General features: G+C 50.0%; 18 protein-coding genes. 10 read left to right on the top strand and 8 right to left on the bottom strand.

The window, feature by feature from the left end:
- Positions 1-37 precede the first annotated feature (37 nt).
- The 5 genes from IE117_RS18265 to IE117_RS18245 all read left to right on the top strand — a co-directional run bounded on the left by IE117_RS18265 (position 38) and on the right by IE117_RS18245 (position 4,074).
- The gene (locus IE117_RS18265) at positions 38-301 is read left to right on the top strand and encodes a hypothetical protein (RefSeq protein WP_189565993.1); all 264 of its coding nucleotides are present in this window, start codon (positions 38-40) and stop codon (positions 299-301) included.
- Positions 291-620 carry a type II toxin-antitoxin system RelE/ParE family toxin gene (locus IE117_RS18260; protein WP_189565907.1) on the top strand — a complete coding sequence of 110 codons (330 nt, stop codon included), beginning with the start codon at positions 291-293 and terminating at the stop codon, positions 618-620. The genes IE117_RS18265 and IE117_RS18260 overlap by 11 nt, the downstream gene beginning before the upstream one ends.
- A gap of 77 nt (positions 621-697) precedes the next feature.
- Positions 698-1,450: a glycerophosphodiester phosphodiesterase gene (locus tag IE117_RS18255; RefSeq protein WP_229581106.1), complete on the top strand. Its 753-nt coding sequence runs from the start codon at positions 698-700 to the stop codon at positions 1,448-1,450.
- A 63-nt stretch (positions 1,451-1,513) separates the two neighbouring features.
- A complete protein-coding gene (locus IE117_RS18250; RefSeq protein WP_374757974.1) occupies positions 1,514-3,097 on the top strand; it encodes a sulfatase family protein in 1,584 nt (527 codons plus the stop codon).
- Positions 3,097-4,074: a nucleoside hydrolase gene (locus IE117_RS18245; RefSeq protein WP_189565904.1), complete on the top strand. Its 978-nt coding sequence runs from the start codon at positions 3,097-3,099 to the stop codon at positions 4,072-4,074. Before IE117_RS18250 ends, IE117_RS18245 begins: the two co-directional genes overlap by 1 nt.
- Positions 4,075-4,082: 8 nt before the next feature.
- Here the strand turns inward: IE117_RS18245 and IE117_RS18240 are convergent, their stop codons facing one another.
- The 6 genes from IE117_RS18240 to IE117_RS18215 form a co-directional block, all read right to left on the bottom strand.
- Positions 4,083-5,024, bottom strand: coding sequence for an NAD(P)-dependent alcohol dehydrogenase (locus tag IE117_RS18240; RefSeq protein WP_189565903.1), 942 nt, complete (start codon positions 5,022-5,024; stop codon positions 4,083-4,085).
- A 121-nt stretch (positions 5,025-5,145) separates the two neighbouring features.
- A complete protein-coding gene (locus IE117_RS18235; RefSeq protein WP_189565902.1) occupies positions 5,146-5,493 on the bottom strand; it encodes a heavy-metal-associated domain-containing protein in 348 nt (115 codons plus the stop codon).
- Between the two features lie 125 nt (positions 5,494-5,618).
- Positions 5,619-6,185, bottom strand: a complete 567-nt coding sequence (locus IE117_RS18230; protein WP_189565901.1) for a helix-turn-helix domain-containing protein — start codon at positions 6,183-6,185, stop codon at positions 5,619-5,621.
- Between the two features lie 6 nt (positions 6,186-6,191).
- Positions 6,192-8,444, bottom strand: a complete 2,253-nt coding sequence (locus tag IE117_RS18225; RefSeq protein WP_189565900.1) for a TonB-dependent receptor — start codon at positions 8,442-8,444, stop codon at positions 6,192-6,194.
- Positions 8,445-8,521: 77 nt separating this feature from the next.
- Positions 8,522-8,983 carry an HYC_CC_PP family protein gene (locus IE117_RS18220; RefSeq protein WP_189565899.1) on the bottom strand — a complete coding sequence of 154 codons (462 nt, stop codon included), beginning with the start codon at positions 8,981-8,983 and terminating at the stop codon, positions 8,522-8,524.
- 51 nt (positions 8,984-9,034) lie between these two features.
- The gene (locus IE117_RS18215; protein WP_189565898.1) at positions 9,035-9,241 is read right to left on the bottom strand and encodes a heavy-metal-associated domain-containing protein; all 207 of its coding nucleotides are present in this window, start codon (positions 9,239-9,241) and stop codon (positions 9,035-9,037) included.
- Between the two features lie 268 nt (positions 9,242-9,509).
- Here IE117_RS18215 and IE117_RS18210 point away from each other — a divergent pair, with 268 nt between their 5' ends.
- Positions 9,510-10,370 carry a TIGR02587 family membrane protein gene (locus tag IE117_RS18210; protein WP_189565897.1) on the top strand — a complete coding sequence of 287 codons (861 nt, stop codon included), beginning with the start codon at positions 9,510-9,512 and terminating at the stop codon, positions 10,368-10,370.
- Positions 10,371-10,427: 57 nt separating this feature from the next.
- The gene (locus IE117_RS18205; RefSeq protein WP_189565896.1) at positions 10,428-10,838 is read left to right on the top strand and encodes a hypothetical protein; all 411 of its coding nucleotides are present in this window, start codon (positions 10,428-10,430) and stop codon (positions 10,836-10,838) included.
- 10 nt (positions 10,839-10,848) lie between these two features.
- On the opposite strand, the gene IE117_RS18200 is transcribed toward IE117_RS18205, so the two are convergent.
- The gene (locus IE117_RS18200) at positions 10,849-13,065 is read right to left on the bottom strand and encodes a heavy metal translocating P-type ATPase (protein WP_189565895.1); all 2,217 of its coding nucleotides are present in this window, start codon (positions 13,063-13,065) and stop codon (positions 10,849-10,851) included.
- 245 nt (positions 13,066-13,310) lie between these two features.
- On the opposite strand from IE117_RS18200, the gene IE117_RS18195 reads away from it, so the two are divergent.
- From IE117_RS18195 to IE117_RS18185, 3 genes are all read left to right on the top strand, one after another.
- Complete coding sequence (locus IE117_RS18195; RefSeq protein ID WP_229581104.1) at positions 13,311-14,405, top strand: lactonase family protein; 1,095 nt, start codon at positions 13,311-13,313, stop codon at positions 14,403-14,405.
- A 101-nt stretch (positions 14,406-14,506) separates the two neighbouring features.
- Positions 14,507-15,808 (top strand): aminotransferase class V-fold PLP-dependent enzyme, encoded by a 1,302-nt coding sequence (locus IE117_RS18190; RefSeq protein WP_189565894.1) that lies wholly within the window; start codon positions 14,507-14,509, stop codon positions 15,806-15,808.
- Between the two features lie 168 nt (positions 15,809-15,976).
- On the top strand, positions 15,977-16,855 hold the full coding sequence (locus IE117_RS18185) for a sensor histidine kinase (protein ID WP_189565893.1): 879 nt from the start codon (positions 15,977-15,979) through the stop codon (positions 16,853-16,855).
- On the opposite strand, the gene radA is transcribed toward IE117_RS18185, so the two are convergent.
- Positions 16,847-18,214, bottom strand: a complete 1,368-nt coding sequence (radA, locus tag IE117_RS18180; protein ID WP_189565892.1) for a DNA repair protein RadA — start codon at positions 18,212-18,214, stop codon at positions 16,847-16,849. The genes IE117_RS18185 and radA overlap by 9 nt on opposite strands.
- Positions 18,215-18,389: the final 175 nt, after the last annotated feature.

The raw sequence follows: 18,389 nt of genomic DNA, 5'->3' as shown, positions 1-18,389 counted from the left end.
TTGCGCGGAAATTGTATTTTTGTAAAAACGACAAATTATGGAAGCTACTTTGAATTTCAATATTCCGCTATCGATTCACGAACTGGCCGAGTTGATTCGGGAACAACTACCCGAGCAAGATCGTACGACGCTGGCCAACCTTTTGCTCAGGGATAATGCAGAAGACGAACAAGACGTGGAGGGCGAACCCACACAGGAACAGCTCGTGGCAGAAATGAAACAGGCAGTTAGGGAGGTCAACCTAGCGAAAAAAGGAAAGCTGAAGCTACCTACCTTAGATGAGTTTTTGAATGAGTTATAATATCCGACCTACACCAACCTTTCAAAAGCAGTTTAGAAAATTGCTAAAAAAATACCGGTCCTTAACGGACGATATTTTGATACTGCGAAGGACTCTTTTAGAAAAACCAACCCAAGGTACACCTCTCGGCAAAAATTGTTTTAAAGTCCGTCTTGCCATTTCCAGCAAAAATAAAGGAAAGTCTGGTGGGGCCAGGATAATTACCCATGTCCAAATAGTGGACGACACGGTGTTTCTGCTGTCCATTTATGATAAAAGTACCAAGTCCAATCTCAACGAAGGCGAACTTGATACCCTCCTGTTGGAAATTGACGATTAATGGTTTCTAGAAATTCGATCCCCTATTCTATGCGCTGGCTTACTTTCCTACTTCTATTGATGATTTCCACTTCATGTATGGTTTCTCGCCGTGGTGACTCTTTTGCCGACAATGTGGTAGTAGCCCACCGCGGTGCCTGGAAAATGAATAATCTTCCGGAAAACTCCATCGCCGCCCTGCGGCAGGCCATCGCCCTGGGCTGTACCGGGGCTGAATTCGACGTATGGATGACGGCTGACGATTCGCTGGTTGTCAATCACGACGCCCACTTCAACAAACTGGCCATTGAGCAAACCAACTACGCCGACCTTCTGACCTTCAAACTCTCCAACGGTGAGAAACTACCCACACTGCGGGAGTACATTCAAGCGGGAATGCGTGACAATTCATCGACACGACTGGTTTGTGAAATCAAGCCATCGACGGTAAGCAAGGAGCGAGGAAAAGCTGTCGCCGGGCGAGCCGTAAAGCTTATTCAGGAGTTGGGAGCGCAAGACAGAGTCGTTTACATCACGTTCGATTATGACATGATCCTGCACATCCATTCCCTGGTCCCGGAAGTACCCGCCCAGTACCTCAACGGCGATAAATCACCCGAAGAACTGCGTGCGGCAGGCATTCAGGGCGCGGACTACCACTTCTCAGTGTTCAAAAAGCATCCCGAATGGGTTGCTCAAGCCAAAGAAAACGGGATTGTGCTAAATGCCTGGACCGTCAATGAGGTCGCCGATATGGATCGGTTGTTGGCCCAGGGATTTGAGTACATCACTACCAACGAGCCTGAACTGCTGCTGGAACGGATCAGAATACATAAAAACACAACCCGCTAAGTTTAGGCTATGAAGAAAAAAGCCCTGTTTATCCTGGCAGTTCCGGCGCTGCTGGTGTCGCTGATGCTTTCCTGCAACCGGCAAGGAAACAGCCACTCCGGCACGCCAAGTCGAACATCCGGCAGGCCCAACATCCTTTTCATCATGTCGGACGACCATGCCTACCAGGCCATCAGCGCGTACAACGACAAGCTGATTCAGACGCCCAATATCGACCGCATTGCCCATGAGGGTATGAAGTTCACTAATGCCAGCGTAACCAATTCCATTTGCGCGCCTTCCCGCGCCGTGATCCTGACGGGGAAGCACAGCCACCTGAATGGCAAAATCGACAACCTTGCGCCCTTTGATACGACACAAATGACTTTTCCGCAGTTGTTGCAAAATGCGGGCTACCAAACGGCCATGTTCGGCAAACTGCACTTTGGCAACAATCCCAAGGGCTTTGATGAATTCAAGATTTTGCCGGGACAGGGCGAGTACTACAACCCCGATTTTATCAGCAAAAAAGAGGGTAAAATTAACCTGAAAGGCTACGTGACTGACCTGATTACGGATATGACGCTGAACTGGCTGAAGACAGAGCGGGAAGAGGGAAAGCCCTTCATGGTCATGTACCTGCACAAGGCACCGCACCGCGCCTGGATGCCCGCCCTGCGGCACCTGCCCGAGTACACCGCCCGCACTTTCCCCGAACCCGAGACGCTTTTCGACGATTACGAGGGCCGGGGCACCGCCGCCAAAACCGCCGAAATGAATATCATGAAGCATATGTACTGGTCGTACGATTCCAAGCTTTTTCCGGAAACGGCCAAGGCAACCGGGTTGGATAAAACGCCAGTCGAGCTACCGAACGCCTACAAGAGTTATATGGGTCGATTGGATGCCAGCCAGCGGGCCGAATGGGATAAATACTACCAACCCATCAGTACTGACTTCGAGAAAGATTATCCCAAAATGTCGGATAAAGCCCTCATGCGCTGGCGCTACCAACGCTATATGCAGGATTATCTGGGTACTATCGCCGCCGTGGACGAGGGCGTCGGACGGGTACTGGATTACTTGAAAGAGAGCGGCCTTGACAAAAATACCATCGTCGTTTATACCTCCGATCAGGGATTCTACCTCGGTGAGCATGGCTGGTTCGACAAGCGATTCGTGTACGAAGAATCCTTTCGCACGCCTTTGCTGATCAAGTGGCCGGGCGTTATCGAGCCGGGCAGTGTCAACTCTCAAATGGTGCAAAACCTCGACTTTGCGCCTACCTTTCTTAACGCGGCAGGCGTGAAAGTACCCGCCGACATGCAGGGCGAGAGTTTGATTCCGCTTTTCCGGGGAAAAACTGCCAATTTCCGAGACGCAGCTTACTATCATTACTACGAATATCCCGCTGAACATGCGGTGAAGCGACACTACGCCATAGTGACCGAACAGTACAAACTCATTCACTTTTATTACGACATAGACGAGCGGGAACTGTATGACCGCCAAAAGGACCCGCAGGAAATGAAAAATGTCTATGACGACCCTGCCTACGCCGACGTGCGGGCCAGGCTGCATAAAGACTTGGAAGCCCTGAGGGTGAAGTATAAAGATTCAAGGGAGTTGGACGATTTCTACATCCAGCGGTCGAAAGCCAGGAAATAATGGCAGGAAAGTACCTGATTCTATTCTGGGCATTGCTTTGTTCTGTTTGTAGTTTTGCTCAAACGCGTGTTATCCTCGACGCCGATATTGATTCCGATGTGGATGACGTGCAGGCCCTGGCCATGCTCCATGCCTACCAACGGACGGGACTGGTGAACCTGCTGGGGGTAGTGGTAACCAGCGACGACAGCGCCTCTTTTTCCTGTACAGATGCCATCAACACCTTCTACGGTCAAGAGAATCTGCCGATTGGTTTTTTGAAGAGCCAGGAAAAACTCCGAAATTTTTCCAAATACACCAGACAGGTCTCCGATAAATTCCCGCACGACCTGACCCACCTCGAACAAACGACCGAATCGGCCACGCTCTATCGTAAATTGCTGGCCGACAGCCCCGATGGTTCGGTGACAATCGTTACCATTGGTCACCTGACCAGCCTGATGAATTTGCTGCGGTCGGCTGGCGACGCAGTTTCTCCATTAAGTGGTCAGGAATTAGTACAGAGAAAAGTGGCGAAATGGATTTGCATGGGTGGCCAATACCCCGAAGGCAAGGAGGCGAATTTTTACCGCCCCGACCCCGCATCCACCGTGTATTGTCTGGATCACTGGACAAAAGAGGTAGTTTTCTGTGGCTGGGAGGTCGGAAATAAAATCCTGACAGGTGGCGGGTACCTGAAAGCCCACCTACTGCAAAACAATCCGGTGTACCTGGCCTACCAGCTTTATAATAATTTCGCTGGCCGACCTGCCTGGGATCAGGTGGCAGTCCTGCTGCTGGATAATGCAACTTCCGGGAGGTACTTTGATTTTGTCAGCGATGGGTACGTAAGTGTGGCCGCTGATGGCAGCAATGTCTGGAACGCAGGAAAAAGGCCCATCGGCAAAAATCACACTTTTGTCAAAATCAAAGAGAGCGCCGACCCCGACGCTCTCGCAAAAATTATGGATGATTTGGTAATATCCCTGAGCAAATGACCAACTCCTCAGTCAATGTGGATTGTAATTTTGCCCTTAAAGCTTTCGTCCTCCAGCATACGGTGTGCGGCCGCAATTTGTTCCAGCGGAAATGATTGGGCGATGTGCGTTGTAAGCTTCCCACTGTTCACCAGTTCGGCCAGTTTTTCCAGATCGTGAGCATTGGGGTTCATTTTCACTATTTTCATCCGCTTTTGAAAAAGCAGGTCGGTAGCAGCATCCAACGCTCCTTTGAAGCCATCGGCACCACCTTTCGTGGAAACAAACATGGCGTCGTCCGTCAGGTTTTCTTTCATATCGCTGATCGTATAGTGACCGCTGGCATCGAAAATCAAATCAAATTTCCGGTCCTTGGGAATCTCGGCCTGATCATAGGCAATCAACTCATCTGTCCCCAGCGACTTGGCGAATTCCAGATGTTTGGCGCTGCAGGTACCTGTCACATGCGCCCCCAATGCCTTGGCAATCTGAACAGCCACATACCCTACGCCACCCGTGCAGCCGGTTATAAGTACCCTGTCGCCTGATTTCATCTTGCCATCCTTGACCATGCCCTGCCAGGCCGTCAGACCCACCAATGGCAGTGAGGCCGCTTCGGCAAAACTCAATCCAGCAGGTTTGATCGCTGCCTGCTGTGCATCAGCTACGATTTCCTGGGCGTAAGAGCCGCCTTTCAGTGCGCTGTTTAAGCCGAACACTTCATCGCCTACTTTGAACCTTTCGCTTTTGGAAGCCAGTACGGTGCCACTGAAATCACTACCCAAAAGCTGGTCTCCGATGAGCCCGGAAACGAGTTTCACCGTTCCCTTTCGTACAATCGTATCAATAGGATTAACCGATGAAGCCCGGTTGCGTATCAGGATTTCCCCCTCATCTATCTTCGGCGTGGGAAGTTCCTTTATTTTAAATTCTTCGGGTGAGCCATAATGCTCGATGATCGCTGCTTTCATAGTTGGTTTTTAGATTCGTTTTTATGCAAAATGCTTTTTACCCAAAAAGCAGGCCAGTTATAAAAGCAAACGGGCAGGTGAAATCTGCCCGTTTGCTTGATCTCCATTAAGTTATTTTAGTTTACATGTCGCTGTGCGGTGCGGCCGTTTTCTGGCAGCAATCGGGCAATTTGTCGTGCGCCTTCTGGTCGGCAACAGCTTCGTCTGCGTCATAACCCGTATTTACGATAGTCTCCTTAATAGAGGCAACATTGGTTTTCTTTGGGTTGTACTTTATGGTCATCACCTTGTCGGTCAGGTCAAGATTGGCATACTTTACGCCTTTCGACAAACCCAGGTTACGTTCCAGCCTTTCCTTGCACATTTCACAGATTGCCGATGTTTTGATCTTCACCTCCTTGTCACCCGTCTGGGCAAAACCAAATGATAAAGTGAAGGCGAAGAGAATGGAAAAAAGAGTCGTTTTCATTTTTTGTTTGCGTGTTTAATTGTTGGATTTAATTTAAGTTGATTTTTTTCGTAAAAGTTAACAGCTGCATTTGCTTAGTCAATAGGTAAAAATACTTTGTCAAATTGGTACTTTGCTGTCCTCGTCTACACCCTGTCCAGCGCTTTCCTTGCCAATGCAGCTCCTTTTTTAAACTGCCCGGGCGTTTGTCCGGTTTCTTTTTTAAACTGATTGCCCAGATGCGCGGCACTGCTATAATCGAGCCGCCAGGCAATTTCACTAAGGGTCAGTTCGCCGTATGAAAGCCATTCTTTTACCTTTTCTATCTTCTGGCTGATGACATACCGCTCAATCGTTTGCCCGGTCACGGCTGAGAACAGATGGCTGAGGTAGGAATATTCGTAGCCGCATTTTTCCGACAAATAATCCGAAAAGTTCATGCTCTTCATTTTCTTGCCTTTCAAATGCTGTACCTCATCGATCACCAGTTTTTTGATGTGTTCCACCAGCACCGAACGCAAGTCTTCCAGTAGTTCGAAGCCGTTAGCCTGAAGCCGCTCCTTGACTAATTTCGCCTCCCGGACCGAAAGTTCACCTTCGATTTCCGCCGAGCCCAGTTCAATTTGCTTCACCACCAATCCCAGCGCCTCCATCTCGTCTCGGACGACTTTAATGCAACGATCGCAGACCATGTTTTTTATCGCTAGTTTCATGGCGGCTCAGCGTTTGATTTTGTAACGAACCCCGGCATATATGGTCCTGCCCACCACGGGTGCCCACACCACACCAGCGTCGAAACGCTGACCAAATGGGTCACTGGCTCCAATAATCGGGTTGGCCTGGCGGTAATTGCCCAGGTTCTCGCCGCCTACGTAAACATCCCACTGCACGAATGTCCGCGTGACCTGGGCGTTGAGGTTAAAGAACGCCGGAGCGATGTCGGTCGGCATGTCCAGGTAGGACGTGTGGTCGTAACCCGGGTCGAGGTTCGGGATACGGCGTTTCCCGTTCCACTGCGTCGTAAAGTCAAACTTCCATTTATCGTAGGGCAGCGCGTAGCCTACATTGAACAGCACCCGGTCGCGGTTGACCATCATGCGGGGCAGCAGCACACTTTCACCGAAGGGCTCTCCCATCGTCTGCTTCACATCAAAAAGACGATAGGCCAGCTTGAATTCCAGACGCTCGACGGGCGTGAGGTTAACCTCGGCCTGAAAGCTGTTGGCGAAGGCCCGGTCCTGCAAATTGTAGAAGTACAAAAATCCGGGGTGCTCCACATCGGCAATGAGTTGGTTCTGAAAGTTGGTACGGTAGTAATCCAATACCAAAGTACCAGGCCAGCCCGCCAGGTCGAAATCCCGCGTCAAACTAGCTCCGTAATTCCATGAAACCTCAGGCTGGATTTTCTCGCGAAACACCACGGTCCGCGAGCTTACCAGATTACCAAAGTACTCAGCCAGTGGATTGGCTACCCGGAAGCCGCGACCCGCCGACAGCCGCAGGGCAGTGTTGTCGTCAAGCTGGTACTTCAGATGGAGCCGGGGTGTAAACTGAGAACCGTACAGATTATGAAAATCCACCCTGGAACCGGCCACCAGGATGAATTTGTCAAGGTTGTTATAAGTGTATTCAAAAAAAGCGCCTGGTACCGACTCCGTCCTCAGCATGGTCGTATCCCTGTATCGCTCATTGTAGTCATCCAGCATATAGCTCACCCCCGTTTTGTAGGAGTGGTTGGTATTGCCGATGATGGACTGATAGATCAGGTTGCCGTATAGCGTCTGCTGCCTGCCATCATAGGGGGTAAAACCAAAGTACGACTGCTGGTCGTGCACCGATGCGTTCAGAACCAATCCCAGACCTTTGTAAGGCTGATCAGGAAACAGCTTGGCGGTTTTGGTAAATAATTCCAGGCGATTGATTTTTGCCCCAAATCCATAAAGCGGCGAGCCGTTCGGGCCGGGTTTGGTGCGTTGCTCAGGATCAAAATTGACCTGGCCGCCCGTGCGATCTTCATGAAGTACCTTCACGCCAAACTGGGTCATCAACTTTTCGCTCTGGTATTTCCAGCGCTGCACGCCGTTGAACTGAGTGTAAAGTGGTAGATCCAGAAAACCGTCACCGTTGTTGTCCACCCGATTGCGGAGCGTGCTGGCATGAGTCAGCAGTCCGGCGCTCCATTTATCGTTGAGTTTGTGGGCAAGATTCAAATTGATTTCAGCGCGGCCGAAATTATTGACATACGCATTGGCATATAGCTTCTCGCGGCTGTCGGGCTTCTGGAGTTCGACGTTTATTTGTCCGGTCATCGACTCGTAGCCATTCACGACCGAGCCAGCCCCCTTACCCACATCGATGGATTGAATCCAGGTGCCGGGTACGAAATTTAGCCCGAAAGTGGTTGCCAATCCCCGGATGCTGGGGATATCTTCGACATTAGTCTTGATATAAGTACCATTCAGGCCTAACATCTGTAACTGCTTGGCACCCGTCACGGCATCACTATACGACACCGATACGGAAGCGTTGGTCTCGAAGCTTTCAGAAAGGTTGCAGCAGGCAGCCTTGGCCAGCGAGCGGCTGGTGATCACTTCTGTCTGAATAGGCGACAGGCGATCAATGGTTGTGGAATTGGCCTGAATCACCACTTCATCCAGTGATTGCGCCGTGCGTAGCACAAACTCAACCTCGCTCACAGCTGACATCCTGAGCGTATCGTTTCGATACCCCACAAAACTCACCACCAGCTTGTTAGATTGCGCTGAGCGGGGAACAGCAAACTTGCCTTCCGCGTCAGTGGTGGTTCCAAGCGAAGTACCTGCCCAAAAGACATTGGCACCGGGCAGTGGTACTTTTTTGGTGGCGGCGTCCGCAAGTTCGTACACCGTTCCGGTCACGCCCTGCCCGGCGGCAGTACCAGCCGCAAACATCGCGAAAAGAATACTTAGTAAATTTTTAAAAGAAAAACGCATGAAATAGATTAGTTAGTTGAATGACAGGATTGAGTCCGATATTCAATATCGGACTCATTATCAAACAGATAACTATTCTAAATCAGGTAAGACTGAACGAACGAGAGCATAGTTCGCCCGTAAAACTTGGATGAGAAAGAGGGAAATGCGGAAAGTACACCTCTGACGCCAAGTAGATCTACGGCGTAGCTGGCAAAATTTATCGATCTGCTTTTGGTGATTGCAGGCGTGAACGGTAACACTTTAATAAGTTTCACCGTTGGTGAGGAAGCACTAAGTGCCTCTAATTTCTGGTACTTGTGGTTCTCTTCGCAGCAAGCCTTTTTCTTGAATTGCAAGGGGGGATTGGTCCGGGTTTCTGAAGCCACTGCCGGCTTGCACGCCTGACAGCTGGCATCCTCTTTTTTTAAAGCTGCTAACTCCACCGATTTACCGCGCACCATACAACTATGCTCCACCAAGCCAAAGCCTGTGCTGCTTATTAGCACCAGGATGGCCATAAAAATGGCGAAGAATCGGTATGGTTTGCTTTTAATCATAAGTTGGATGCAAAAATAACAACTTCATTCTGAATTGGTTCAATGCAACTTTTATACCAGATTGGCATCATAGCCGGCTTCCTGCACCAATTGTGTTATCTCATCAGGAGATTTGTCGGTCGTGACGGTCAGCGTTCGGTTGGGATCTTGCAGATCCACCTGCCAACTCTCGATGCCGACGGCCTTTGTGAGGTGAGGTGTAACGGTGGCTACACAAGCACCGCACTTTATATTGGTCTTAAATTTTAAGGTGTTCATGGTTGGTACTTTTAATAGTTTGCAAAGATCGGAAATTTTGGGTGAAAGGGCTTTACAAAATTCCCCGACAGCGTTACAGGATTTCAACTTGACCGGCTTTATGAAGATCTATATCTTTCGGGGGAGTCAAAGCATAGAACGCTAAAGATTTGTTTGGCTGTCTATTTTTCAATTCAATGGCGATTGATTCCTGCCAATTTATCTACTCTGGCATTGATTTTAACAGGTGAGTTAAGGCTGTTTATACTTGCTAATTAAAACAAAACACATGCCTTCTAATTCCGACCAGCGTCCCATTGTGCAATCTTTGCAAGAATATGGACGCGGTATTGCCGGGGGGCTGCTTTTCAGCTTTCCATTGCTTTACACCATGGAAGTCTGGTGGACAGGCTTCATCGCCTCACCGTTTCAATTGATTCTGGTGATTGTTTTTACGTTTGGATTGCTGCTGGGCTACAACCGTTTTGCGGGCATGCACCCCGAAGCCTCCTGGCAGGATGTCGTGGTGGATTCGGTGGAAGAACTCGGCATCGGTTTTTTGCTTTCCTTAGCGCTGTTGATCATGCTGCGGCGGGTTGATTTTCATGAAATGTCCATCCAGGAAATCATGGGCAAAGTAGTACTTGAGGCAATGGTTATTTCTATTGGCGTTTCGGTGGGTACTGCCCAGTTGGGGATGGACAACACCGGCACATCCGAAGCGGGTGATGGTAAAGCATTGAAAAAAGAGCGGCAAGCGGGACTGGCCTCTCTTCTTGTTTTGGGTTTGTGTGGCAGCGTACTGATTGGAGGCAACGTTGCACCTACCGAAGAAGTATTGGTTATTGGTGTGGAGTCTAATCCCGGCCATATTCTGGCAATGGCACTGGTTTCGCTGGCGCTGAGCGTACTGATTCTTTTTTATTCTGATTTTGAAGGATCTAGAACAAAAAACTATCAAGCAAATTTCTTCACCATCGCGCAACAGACCTGTGTTTGTTATTTGGTAGCACTGAGTTCGTCGGCACTCTTATTGTGGTTTTTTGGCCGTCTCGATGGCGCGAGTTTATGGACAGGATTTGCCCAAACCGTAACTTTAGGGGTACTTTGTTCATTGGGTACCTCGGCAGGCAGGTTAATAATTAATTAATTGGGCCGAAGGCAGCTTGCTTATGCAAGTAAAGAACAAAAAATACTGCTGATCCGTATGAAGGAAAATAGCCATGGTGAGTCCTACAAAAATAAAAAAAATTGGCTGGAATGGACCGTATTTGGGGGCGGGTTAGGGCTTACTGTGGCGATTATAAGCTATTTGGTTTATAAAACCGCTACCTATAACTCCGGCCCTCCGGAACTGTACGTTAAGTACTATCCAGAGCCGGGGCGCTACGAGCCGCACCGTTACCACGTCATTCTGAAAAATGAAGGTAACGAAACTGCTGAGTCCGTGACGGTCGAGATTTCCTTATTGAAAGGAAAAAAGGTACTGGAGAAGGCTGAATTAAGCGTGGACTATTGCCCTAAAGAATCATCGCGTGAGGGCTGGGTATCGTTCAACAATAACCCTAAGCTGGCAGATACGGTAGTGGCCCGGGTGATGAGCTATGAAAAGCCCTAAGCGGTATCCCTCACAGCCGCAGCCCCCGCAGCCTCAGACTATTCGTCACCACCGAAACCGAGCTAAGGGCCATCGCCGCCCCGGCAATCATAGGATTGAGCAAAAAACCATTCAGCGGATAAAGTACGCCCGCCGCCAGCGGAATTCCGATTAGATTATAGATAAACGCCCAGAAAAGATTCTGGCGGATGGTCGCTACCGTGCGACGGGAAAGTTTCAGCGCTTTGGGCAGCGCCAACAGATCGGAGGTGATGAGGGTCATCTTCGCTACATCCATCGCCACGTCGGAGCCATGTCCCATTGCCACGCTGAGGTTGGCCTGAGCCAGTGCCTGGGAATCGTTGATTCCATCGCCTACCATCGCCACGGTTTTACCCTCGGCCTGCAGCTTTTCCACAAAATCCATCTTATCCTGCGGCTTCACTTCGGCCATGTAGTGTTCCAAGCCCACTTCCTTCGCGACTTGGGCGGCAGTTTCCGCATTGTCACCTGTGAGCATATATACTTCGATATCCTGCTTTTTAAGTTGTGCCACCGCTTCGGCGGAAGTCGATTTCAATTGGTCAGCCAGAGCGATCAGGGCAATTTGTGTTCCCTCCCACCCTACGGCAATCACCGTTTGAGCCTTTCCACGCAGTTGAGTACCGAGTTCTGCTAGTTTCGAATCGACCTCTATTCCCTCATTTTCGAGAAAATCAGATGTACCTATCACGTACTTTTTGCCATCAACTACCCCCATCACCCCGCTACCCGTAACCGATTGAAAACTTGCAACGTGAACGGAATCGCCTTCTTGTCCGGAAGCCGCGATAGCCTGCCCTAAGGGATGTTCTGACCGACGCTCAATGGCGCGCACCGCCGCCATGTGCCGGGATTTAAATTCTCCTTCCTTCTCTGACCAATACCACCCGCTTACTTCCGGGCGCCCCTGGGTGAGCGTTCCGGTTTTATCCAGTATCACGGCATCCACCTTATGGGCCGTTTCCAGACTCTCGGCGTCCTTAATCAAAATGTGGTTCTCAGCCCCTTTTCCCACTCCTACCATGATGGCCGTGGGGGTAGCCAATCCCAAGGCACACGGACAGGCAATCACCAGTACCGATACCGAAGTAAGCAGGGCGTGGGTCAGGGCATTTTCTCCGCCAACTACCAACCACACTACGAAAGTGAGCAGGGCGATCCCAAGCACCACGGGCACGAAAATTCCGGCGATTTTATCCACCAGCCGTTGCACCGGGGCTTTGCTGCCTTGCGCATCCTGCACGGTGCGGATGATTTGGGCTAGTACGGTTTGTTTCCCAACCTTCTCAGCCCGAAAGCTAAAACTACCCTGCTGGTTGATGGTCCCGGCAAAAACCTCTGCACCAGCACGTTTCTCGGCAGGTAGTGGTTCGCCCGTCATCAGGCTCTCATCCACGAATGAGCTGCCGGAAAGTACCTTCCCATCCACGGGAATCTTTTCCCCCGAGCGAATGATGACCTCATCACCGATCTGAACCTCCTTCACATCTACCTCAGTTTCCTGCCCCCCGCGCTTCACCCTCACCAGTTTGGGTTGCAGATTCATCAGTTTGCGCAGTGCGTCAGAAGTTTTCCCCTTGGCACGTTCTTCCAGGAGTTTTCCAAGCAATATGAAAAAGATAATGATGGTCGCCGCTTCAAAATAAACGTGCGGTTCGAGACCACGGGCGTACCAGTATTGGGGGTAGAAAGTATTGAAAGTACTGAACAGAAATGCAACTCCCGTGCTCAGGGCGACAAGCGTATCCATATTGGTTTTGCCATGCCGCGCCTGTTTCCAGGCGTTGGTAAAGAAGCTTTTCCCAAAAAACACGAGCACGGGAATGGACAGCCCGAGCATGATAAAATTGACGTAGGGTAGATCCATGAAAAACATCCCCAGCACCATGACGGGTAGTGCGAGCGCTCCGGCTCCGATGGTCCGTCTTTTAAGCTGTCGGTAGTATTCGTCCTGAATTTCCTGTTGTTTCGCCTGCGTATCGTCGTCTTCGGTTTCCAACAGCAAACCGTATCCGATGCCCTGCAACACCTCATCAAGGTCGTTCAGGCTGACCCTGTCGGGGTCAAAATTTAAGTGGACGGACTGGTTGGCGTAGTTCACTGCTGCGTCATTGACCCCCGCCGTATTTTTCAGCATGGATTCAACACTTGTGGCGCAGGCTGCACAAGACATTCCGGTGACGGGATAGGTTTCAATCGTTTTCATTTTATATATTTTTTTCAACGCCTGTTGGCAAAATCCAAATTTTCTGGTTTTGCCTGATTCCTGTTGCTCAGCTTTGGACATTTCATTATCCCAAGGGTGCGAATCTGTCTGTAGTATTAAACATTACAAATTTAGCCCTGATTCTGGGCTGCCTCCTTACACAATTCAGCCTGAGCATTGTAATTTTGGGTATATGGGTTTGCAAGCCTTCTTTAACAACTAACATTTATTCAAAATCAATTCCAATGAAGTACCTCCTGATTTTACTGGCCGTAGCTATGGGAACCCTATCACACGCCCAGGACAAAGCCCGCTTCTACGTGGGAACCGGCGCGCGCGGTGAAGGATCGTCCATTACGCTCTGTGAGCTGAATTTAACGAGTGGAGCAGTCACGGTTATCGATACGTTCAATAGCGTGGTAGGTCCGGGATATGTGGTACTTTCACCCGACAAGAAAAATCTCTACTCGGTAAACCAGGACAACACCATAGCCGCTTTTGCGGTGGGCGAAGGAGGCAAGCTCACGTTTTTGAATAGCCAGCCCGCCGAGGGACAAAACCCGTGTCATGTGTCGGTGCACCCCTCGGGTCGTATGGCCTTTCTGGCCAACTACGGTGGCGGGAGCTGGGCGGGATACCCACTTGTTAAAACCGGAAGGTTGCACGATGCTTCGGCCAAGTATCAGTTCAGCGGGTCGGGGCCGGACAAGTCACGACAGGAAAAACCTCACGCGCATTGCGTCGTGCCTTCTCCTGACGGCAAATATGTCTATGTCTCGGATCTTGGTACCGATCGCTTGATGAACTACCAGATCGACAAAAAAAGCGGCCAGGTTGTCCCCAATCCCGCGCAAGCGTATTTTTCTACCAAACCCGGCGCCGGGCCGAGGCATCTGGCGATTCACAGTTCAGGAAAGTACCTGTACCTTCTGAACGAAATGCATACGACGCTGACGGCTTGTGCTATCGATAGCAAAGGGGTAGTAAGTGAGCTGGAAACCGTGCCGACGATTCCGGCAGATTTTAAAGAAAAGAATACATCAGCGGCTGTACGCATTCACCCGAATGGCAAGTTCGTCTACGTCTCAAACCGGGGCTACAATTCCATACACGGGTTCGAAATTCTTAAAGATGGCAAACTGAAAAACGTGGGAGAGGTGCAGAAAGAGATCGGCACACCGCGCGACTTCAATTTTGATCCTTCGGGAAAATTCATGGTAGTGGGTAATCAGAAAACCAATGACTTGGTAGTCTACCGGGTTGATCCTGATACCGGAAAAATGACATTTCTTAGCAAAGGCATTGCCCTCAAAGACCCCATATGCTTTCAGTTTTTGTAGGAGAGATTGCTTATAAAATATTTATTGGCTAAAATTGGTGCGTGGCCGCCATCCATAACGATTGCTATTGATCCTTTCAGTGGCAATTAAACCAAATAGGAATGACTTCCCGTCGAAATTTTCTTGCCCAGGCTGGCACAGCCCTGGCCCTTCCTGCTTTCCTGAACCGCGCTCAGGCGGAAGGGCTCGAAACCGCCAACCGTACCCTTGCCGGCTTGACGCCACAACAAGCCGCTACCGACGAGGACTACTGGTCCTGGATAAAAAATGAGTACACTGTTTCACCCAACCTTTTGAATCTCAATAATGGCGGCGTTTCTCCGCAGCCAAAAGCAGTTCAGGATGCCCACATCCGGTTTTATCAGTATTGCAATGAGGCTCCCAGCTACTATATGTGGCGCATACTCGATCAGGGCCGTGAGGCGCTTCGGCAGAAACTGGCTGTTCTGGCAGGCTGCGAAGCGGACGAGCTGGCGATCAACCGCAATTCTACGGAGGGGCTGAACACGATTATTTTCGGCCTCAACCTCAAAGCAGGCGATGAGGTGATTCTGACCAAACAGGATTATCCCAACATGATCAACGCCTGGAAACAACGCGAAAAGCGGGAAGGCATCAAGCTGGTGTGGCTCAATCTGGAATTGCCGCAGGAAAACGACGATTATTTTGTCGAAAAATTTGTGAGTGCCTTTACCCCCCGTACCAAGGTTGTCCATATCACGCACATCATCAATTGGGTGGGCCAGGTGCAGCCAGCCCGCAAAATTGCCGACGCCGCTCATCAGCGGGGCATCGAGGTAGTTGTGGATGGTGCTCATTCATTTGCGCATCTGGCCTACAATATTCCGGATCTAGGCTGCGACTACTATGCCACCAGCTTACATAAGTGGCTGTGCGCACCGTTTGGCAGCGGTCTGATGTATGTTAAAAAGGATAAAATAAAAAACGTCTGGGCATTACTATCGAGCAATGAACCGGATGGCACCGATATTCGTAAGTTTGAAAGCCTGGGAACTCGCTCCTTTGCCTCAGAAATGGCCATTGGTACAGCCGTGGATTTCCATAACGGCATCGGTAGTGACCGGAAGTTTGCCCGATTACACTATTTACAGCGGTACTGGACAGACAAGGCCCGAGACATGCCGGGTGTGACCATTCACACTCCCAAAAGTCCTAAGTACGGTGGAGCGATCGCGTTGGTATCGGTGGCGGGCATGACACCCGCCGAGGTTGACCGCGAACTGTTTGCCAAATCAAAGATCCATACGACGAGCATCGTGTGGGAAAATATAAGCGGGGTTCGCATAACACCAAATGTGTATACTTCGCTAAAAGACCTCGACCGCCTGGTCGGCACACTAAGCGATATTGCCGGGGCAGCCCGGAAAAAGGAAAAAAGCTGATCTGAGTTTTTTTATTCCGATTAGCTTCAATAGTTATTTCACAGAGTGGGTTACCTTGGCTATGCGAGCATAGGTATCTGGTTTTTTCGCCCGTTTGTGAATTTAAGCTCGATCATGGCCCACGGGTCATGATCGGCCCTTATGTGTTTGGTTAAATCGGTAACCTTAATGACCACATCAAGAATTAAATGGAGCTTTGTCCTGCTGGGACTGGTAGCTTTCTTTTCAGCCATTGCACTGATAACAGGGGTGTCCTCCTGGGCGGGTGGGATTAACACTCAATTTTTTTACTCTGGAGCTTTCGCCGCAAGCTTGTTACTTTCCATTGTGGTCATGGCAGTCCTGGGTTGGCGGTTGACAGAATCGAAAGATTCTTCCCAAAGTCAGATGGACTTCATGTACAAAATGACCCACGAACTACAGACGCCCGTGTCGAGCATTACTCTGGCCGCCAACATGCTGGAAAATCCTTCGGTTTCGGGTACACCAGAACGTCTCGCCAAGTACGTCCGAATTGTTAAAGAAGAGAGCAATCGTATGCAGTGGCACATCGATAATGTACTGCATATAGCCAAAGCTGAAAATCGTACGCTTCTCCTGAAACCCGAAAAAACCGCAGTCGATAGCCTCGTCTCCAATCTGTTGAGCCGATATGACGGGCGTATATCCTCTGATCTGAAAGCCAGTGAAGCATCCGTAACGGTCGATCGTCAACATTTCTCAAACGTTCTCTTCAACCTTATCGACAATGCCCTGAAGTACACTCCTGTCAACCCCCAGATTTGGGTTTGTACACAGCAGGTGGCCGACAAAGTAGTCGTGTCAGTTCGGGACAACGGTATCGGCATTCCCCAGCACGAGCAGAAAAAAATCTTTAACAATTTCTACCGCATCCAAAACAACTCGGCAAATGTGAAGGGCTTTGGTTTGGGGCTGAGTTACGTCCAACAGATTGCACAAGCCCATCATTGGAATCTTGAATTGGAGAGTCAGGAAGGAGAAGGGAGCGACTTCCGGATCGTACTCCCAGTCTCATCCTCAGCGTAGCAATTGTTCAAAAATTTCATCCAGCCGCGCGACTGGTTTCACTTCGATGTCGTACTCGCTCACATCCAATCCCTTGGTATTGTACTTGGACACATAGATGGTCTTAAATCCTAGTTTTTGAGCTTCCGAAATGCGGCTCTCGATGCGATTTACCGCCCGAACCTCACCTCCCAGGCCTACCTCCGCCGAAAAGCAAACCGACCCGGGGAGCGGAATGTCCTCGTACGACGATACGATGGAAGTGACCACCGCCAGATCCAAGGCGGGATCGTCGACTTTCAGGCCTCCGGCGATATTCAGGAAAACATCCTGAATTCCCAGCCTGAATCCACCACGCTTTTCGAGTACTGCCAGCAACATTTGCAATCGCTTGGCATCAAACCCCGTACTACTGCGCTGCGGTGTGCCGTAATTCGCCACGCTCACCAGCGATTGAATCTCGATCATCAGCGGACGGTTCCCTTCCAGCATGGAACCAATGGCAATGCCACTAAGCGGCTCGTCGCGCTGCGAAATCAAAATCTCCGACGGATTGGTTACTTGCCGCAATCCGGTGCTTTGCATTTCGTAGATACCCAGCTCGGAGGTACTTCCGAAACGGTTCTTTGTAGTACGCAGAATCCGGTACGACGTATGGCGATCCCCCTCGAACTGCAGTACAGTATCCACCATGTGCTCTAACACTTTGGGGCCCGCCAAAGAGCCATCCTTAGTGATATGGCCAATCATGAAAGTCGGCGTGTCGGTTTCCTTGGCGTATTTCATGAATTCCGAGGTGCACTGCCGTACCTGTGAGACACTGCCTGCCCCGGTTTCAATCAACGGCGACTGCATGGTCTGGATAGAATCCACAATAATAATGTCAGGCTGCATTTCCTCGATTTGTCGGAAAATATTGGTAGTAGAGTTGTCGGTCAGGATAAAACACTGGTCGCTCTTGCTATCCATGCGCTCAGCCCTCATCTTTATCTGCTGTTCCGATTCCTCACCCGAAATGTAAAGTACCTTCTTGTCCGACAGCGTAAGGGCGATCTGTAGCATCAGGGTTGATTTACCGATACCGGGCTCGCCGCCGATGAGCACCAGCGACCCGCCTACGATGCCCCCACCCAAAACGCGGTTCAATTCAACGTCCGTGGTACGGACGCGGGGCTCCTGCTCATATTTAATCTCGGTAATAGCCTTAGGCTTGCTTGTTAGCGATAACGACTTCCAAACTACCGGTCCATTTTTGTCTTCTTTCTCGATCAACTCTTCGACAAACGTATTCCATTCACCGCAGGAAGGGCATTTGCCCAACCACTTGGGTGAGTTGTGTCCACAATTCTGACAGAAATACGCCGTTTTTATTTTGGCCATAGGGGTGTTTTTAAACTGGGGTGTCTTTGGAGTACTTTGTTGGCATTTCAGCTTTTCATACAAAAAATCGCTTTTCGCCTGTTTGCCTAACCATCAAGATGCTTCTACAAATCGGAAAATTTATGGCATTCTTCTTGCGACCAGAAAAACGCGACTCGCTGTACAGTCGTTCCCT

The organism is Persicitalea jodogahamensis (assembly GCF_014651615.1).
GTDB lineage: Bacteria > Bacteroidota > Bacteroidia > Cytophagales > Spirosomataceae > Persicitalea > Persicitalea jodogahamensis.
Note: the sequence above shows the minus strand (reverse complement) of the source record. Positions and strands in the feature narration are given on the sequence as shown.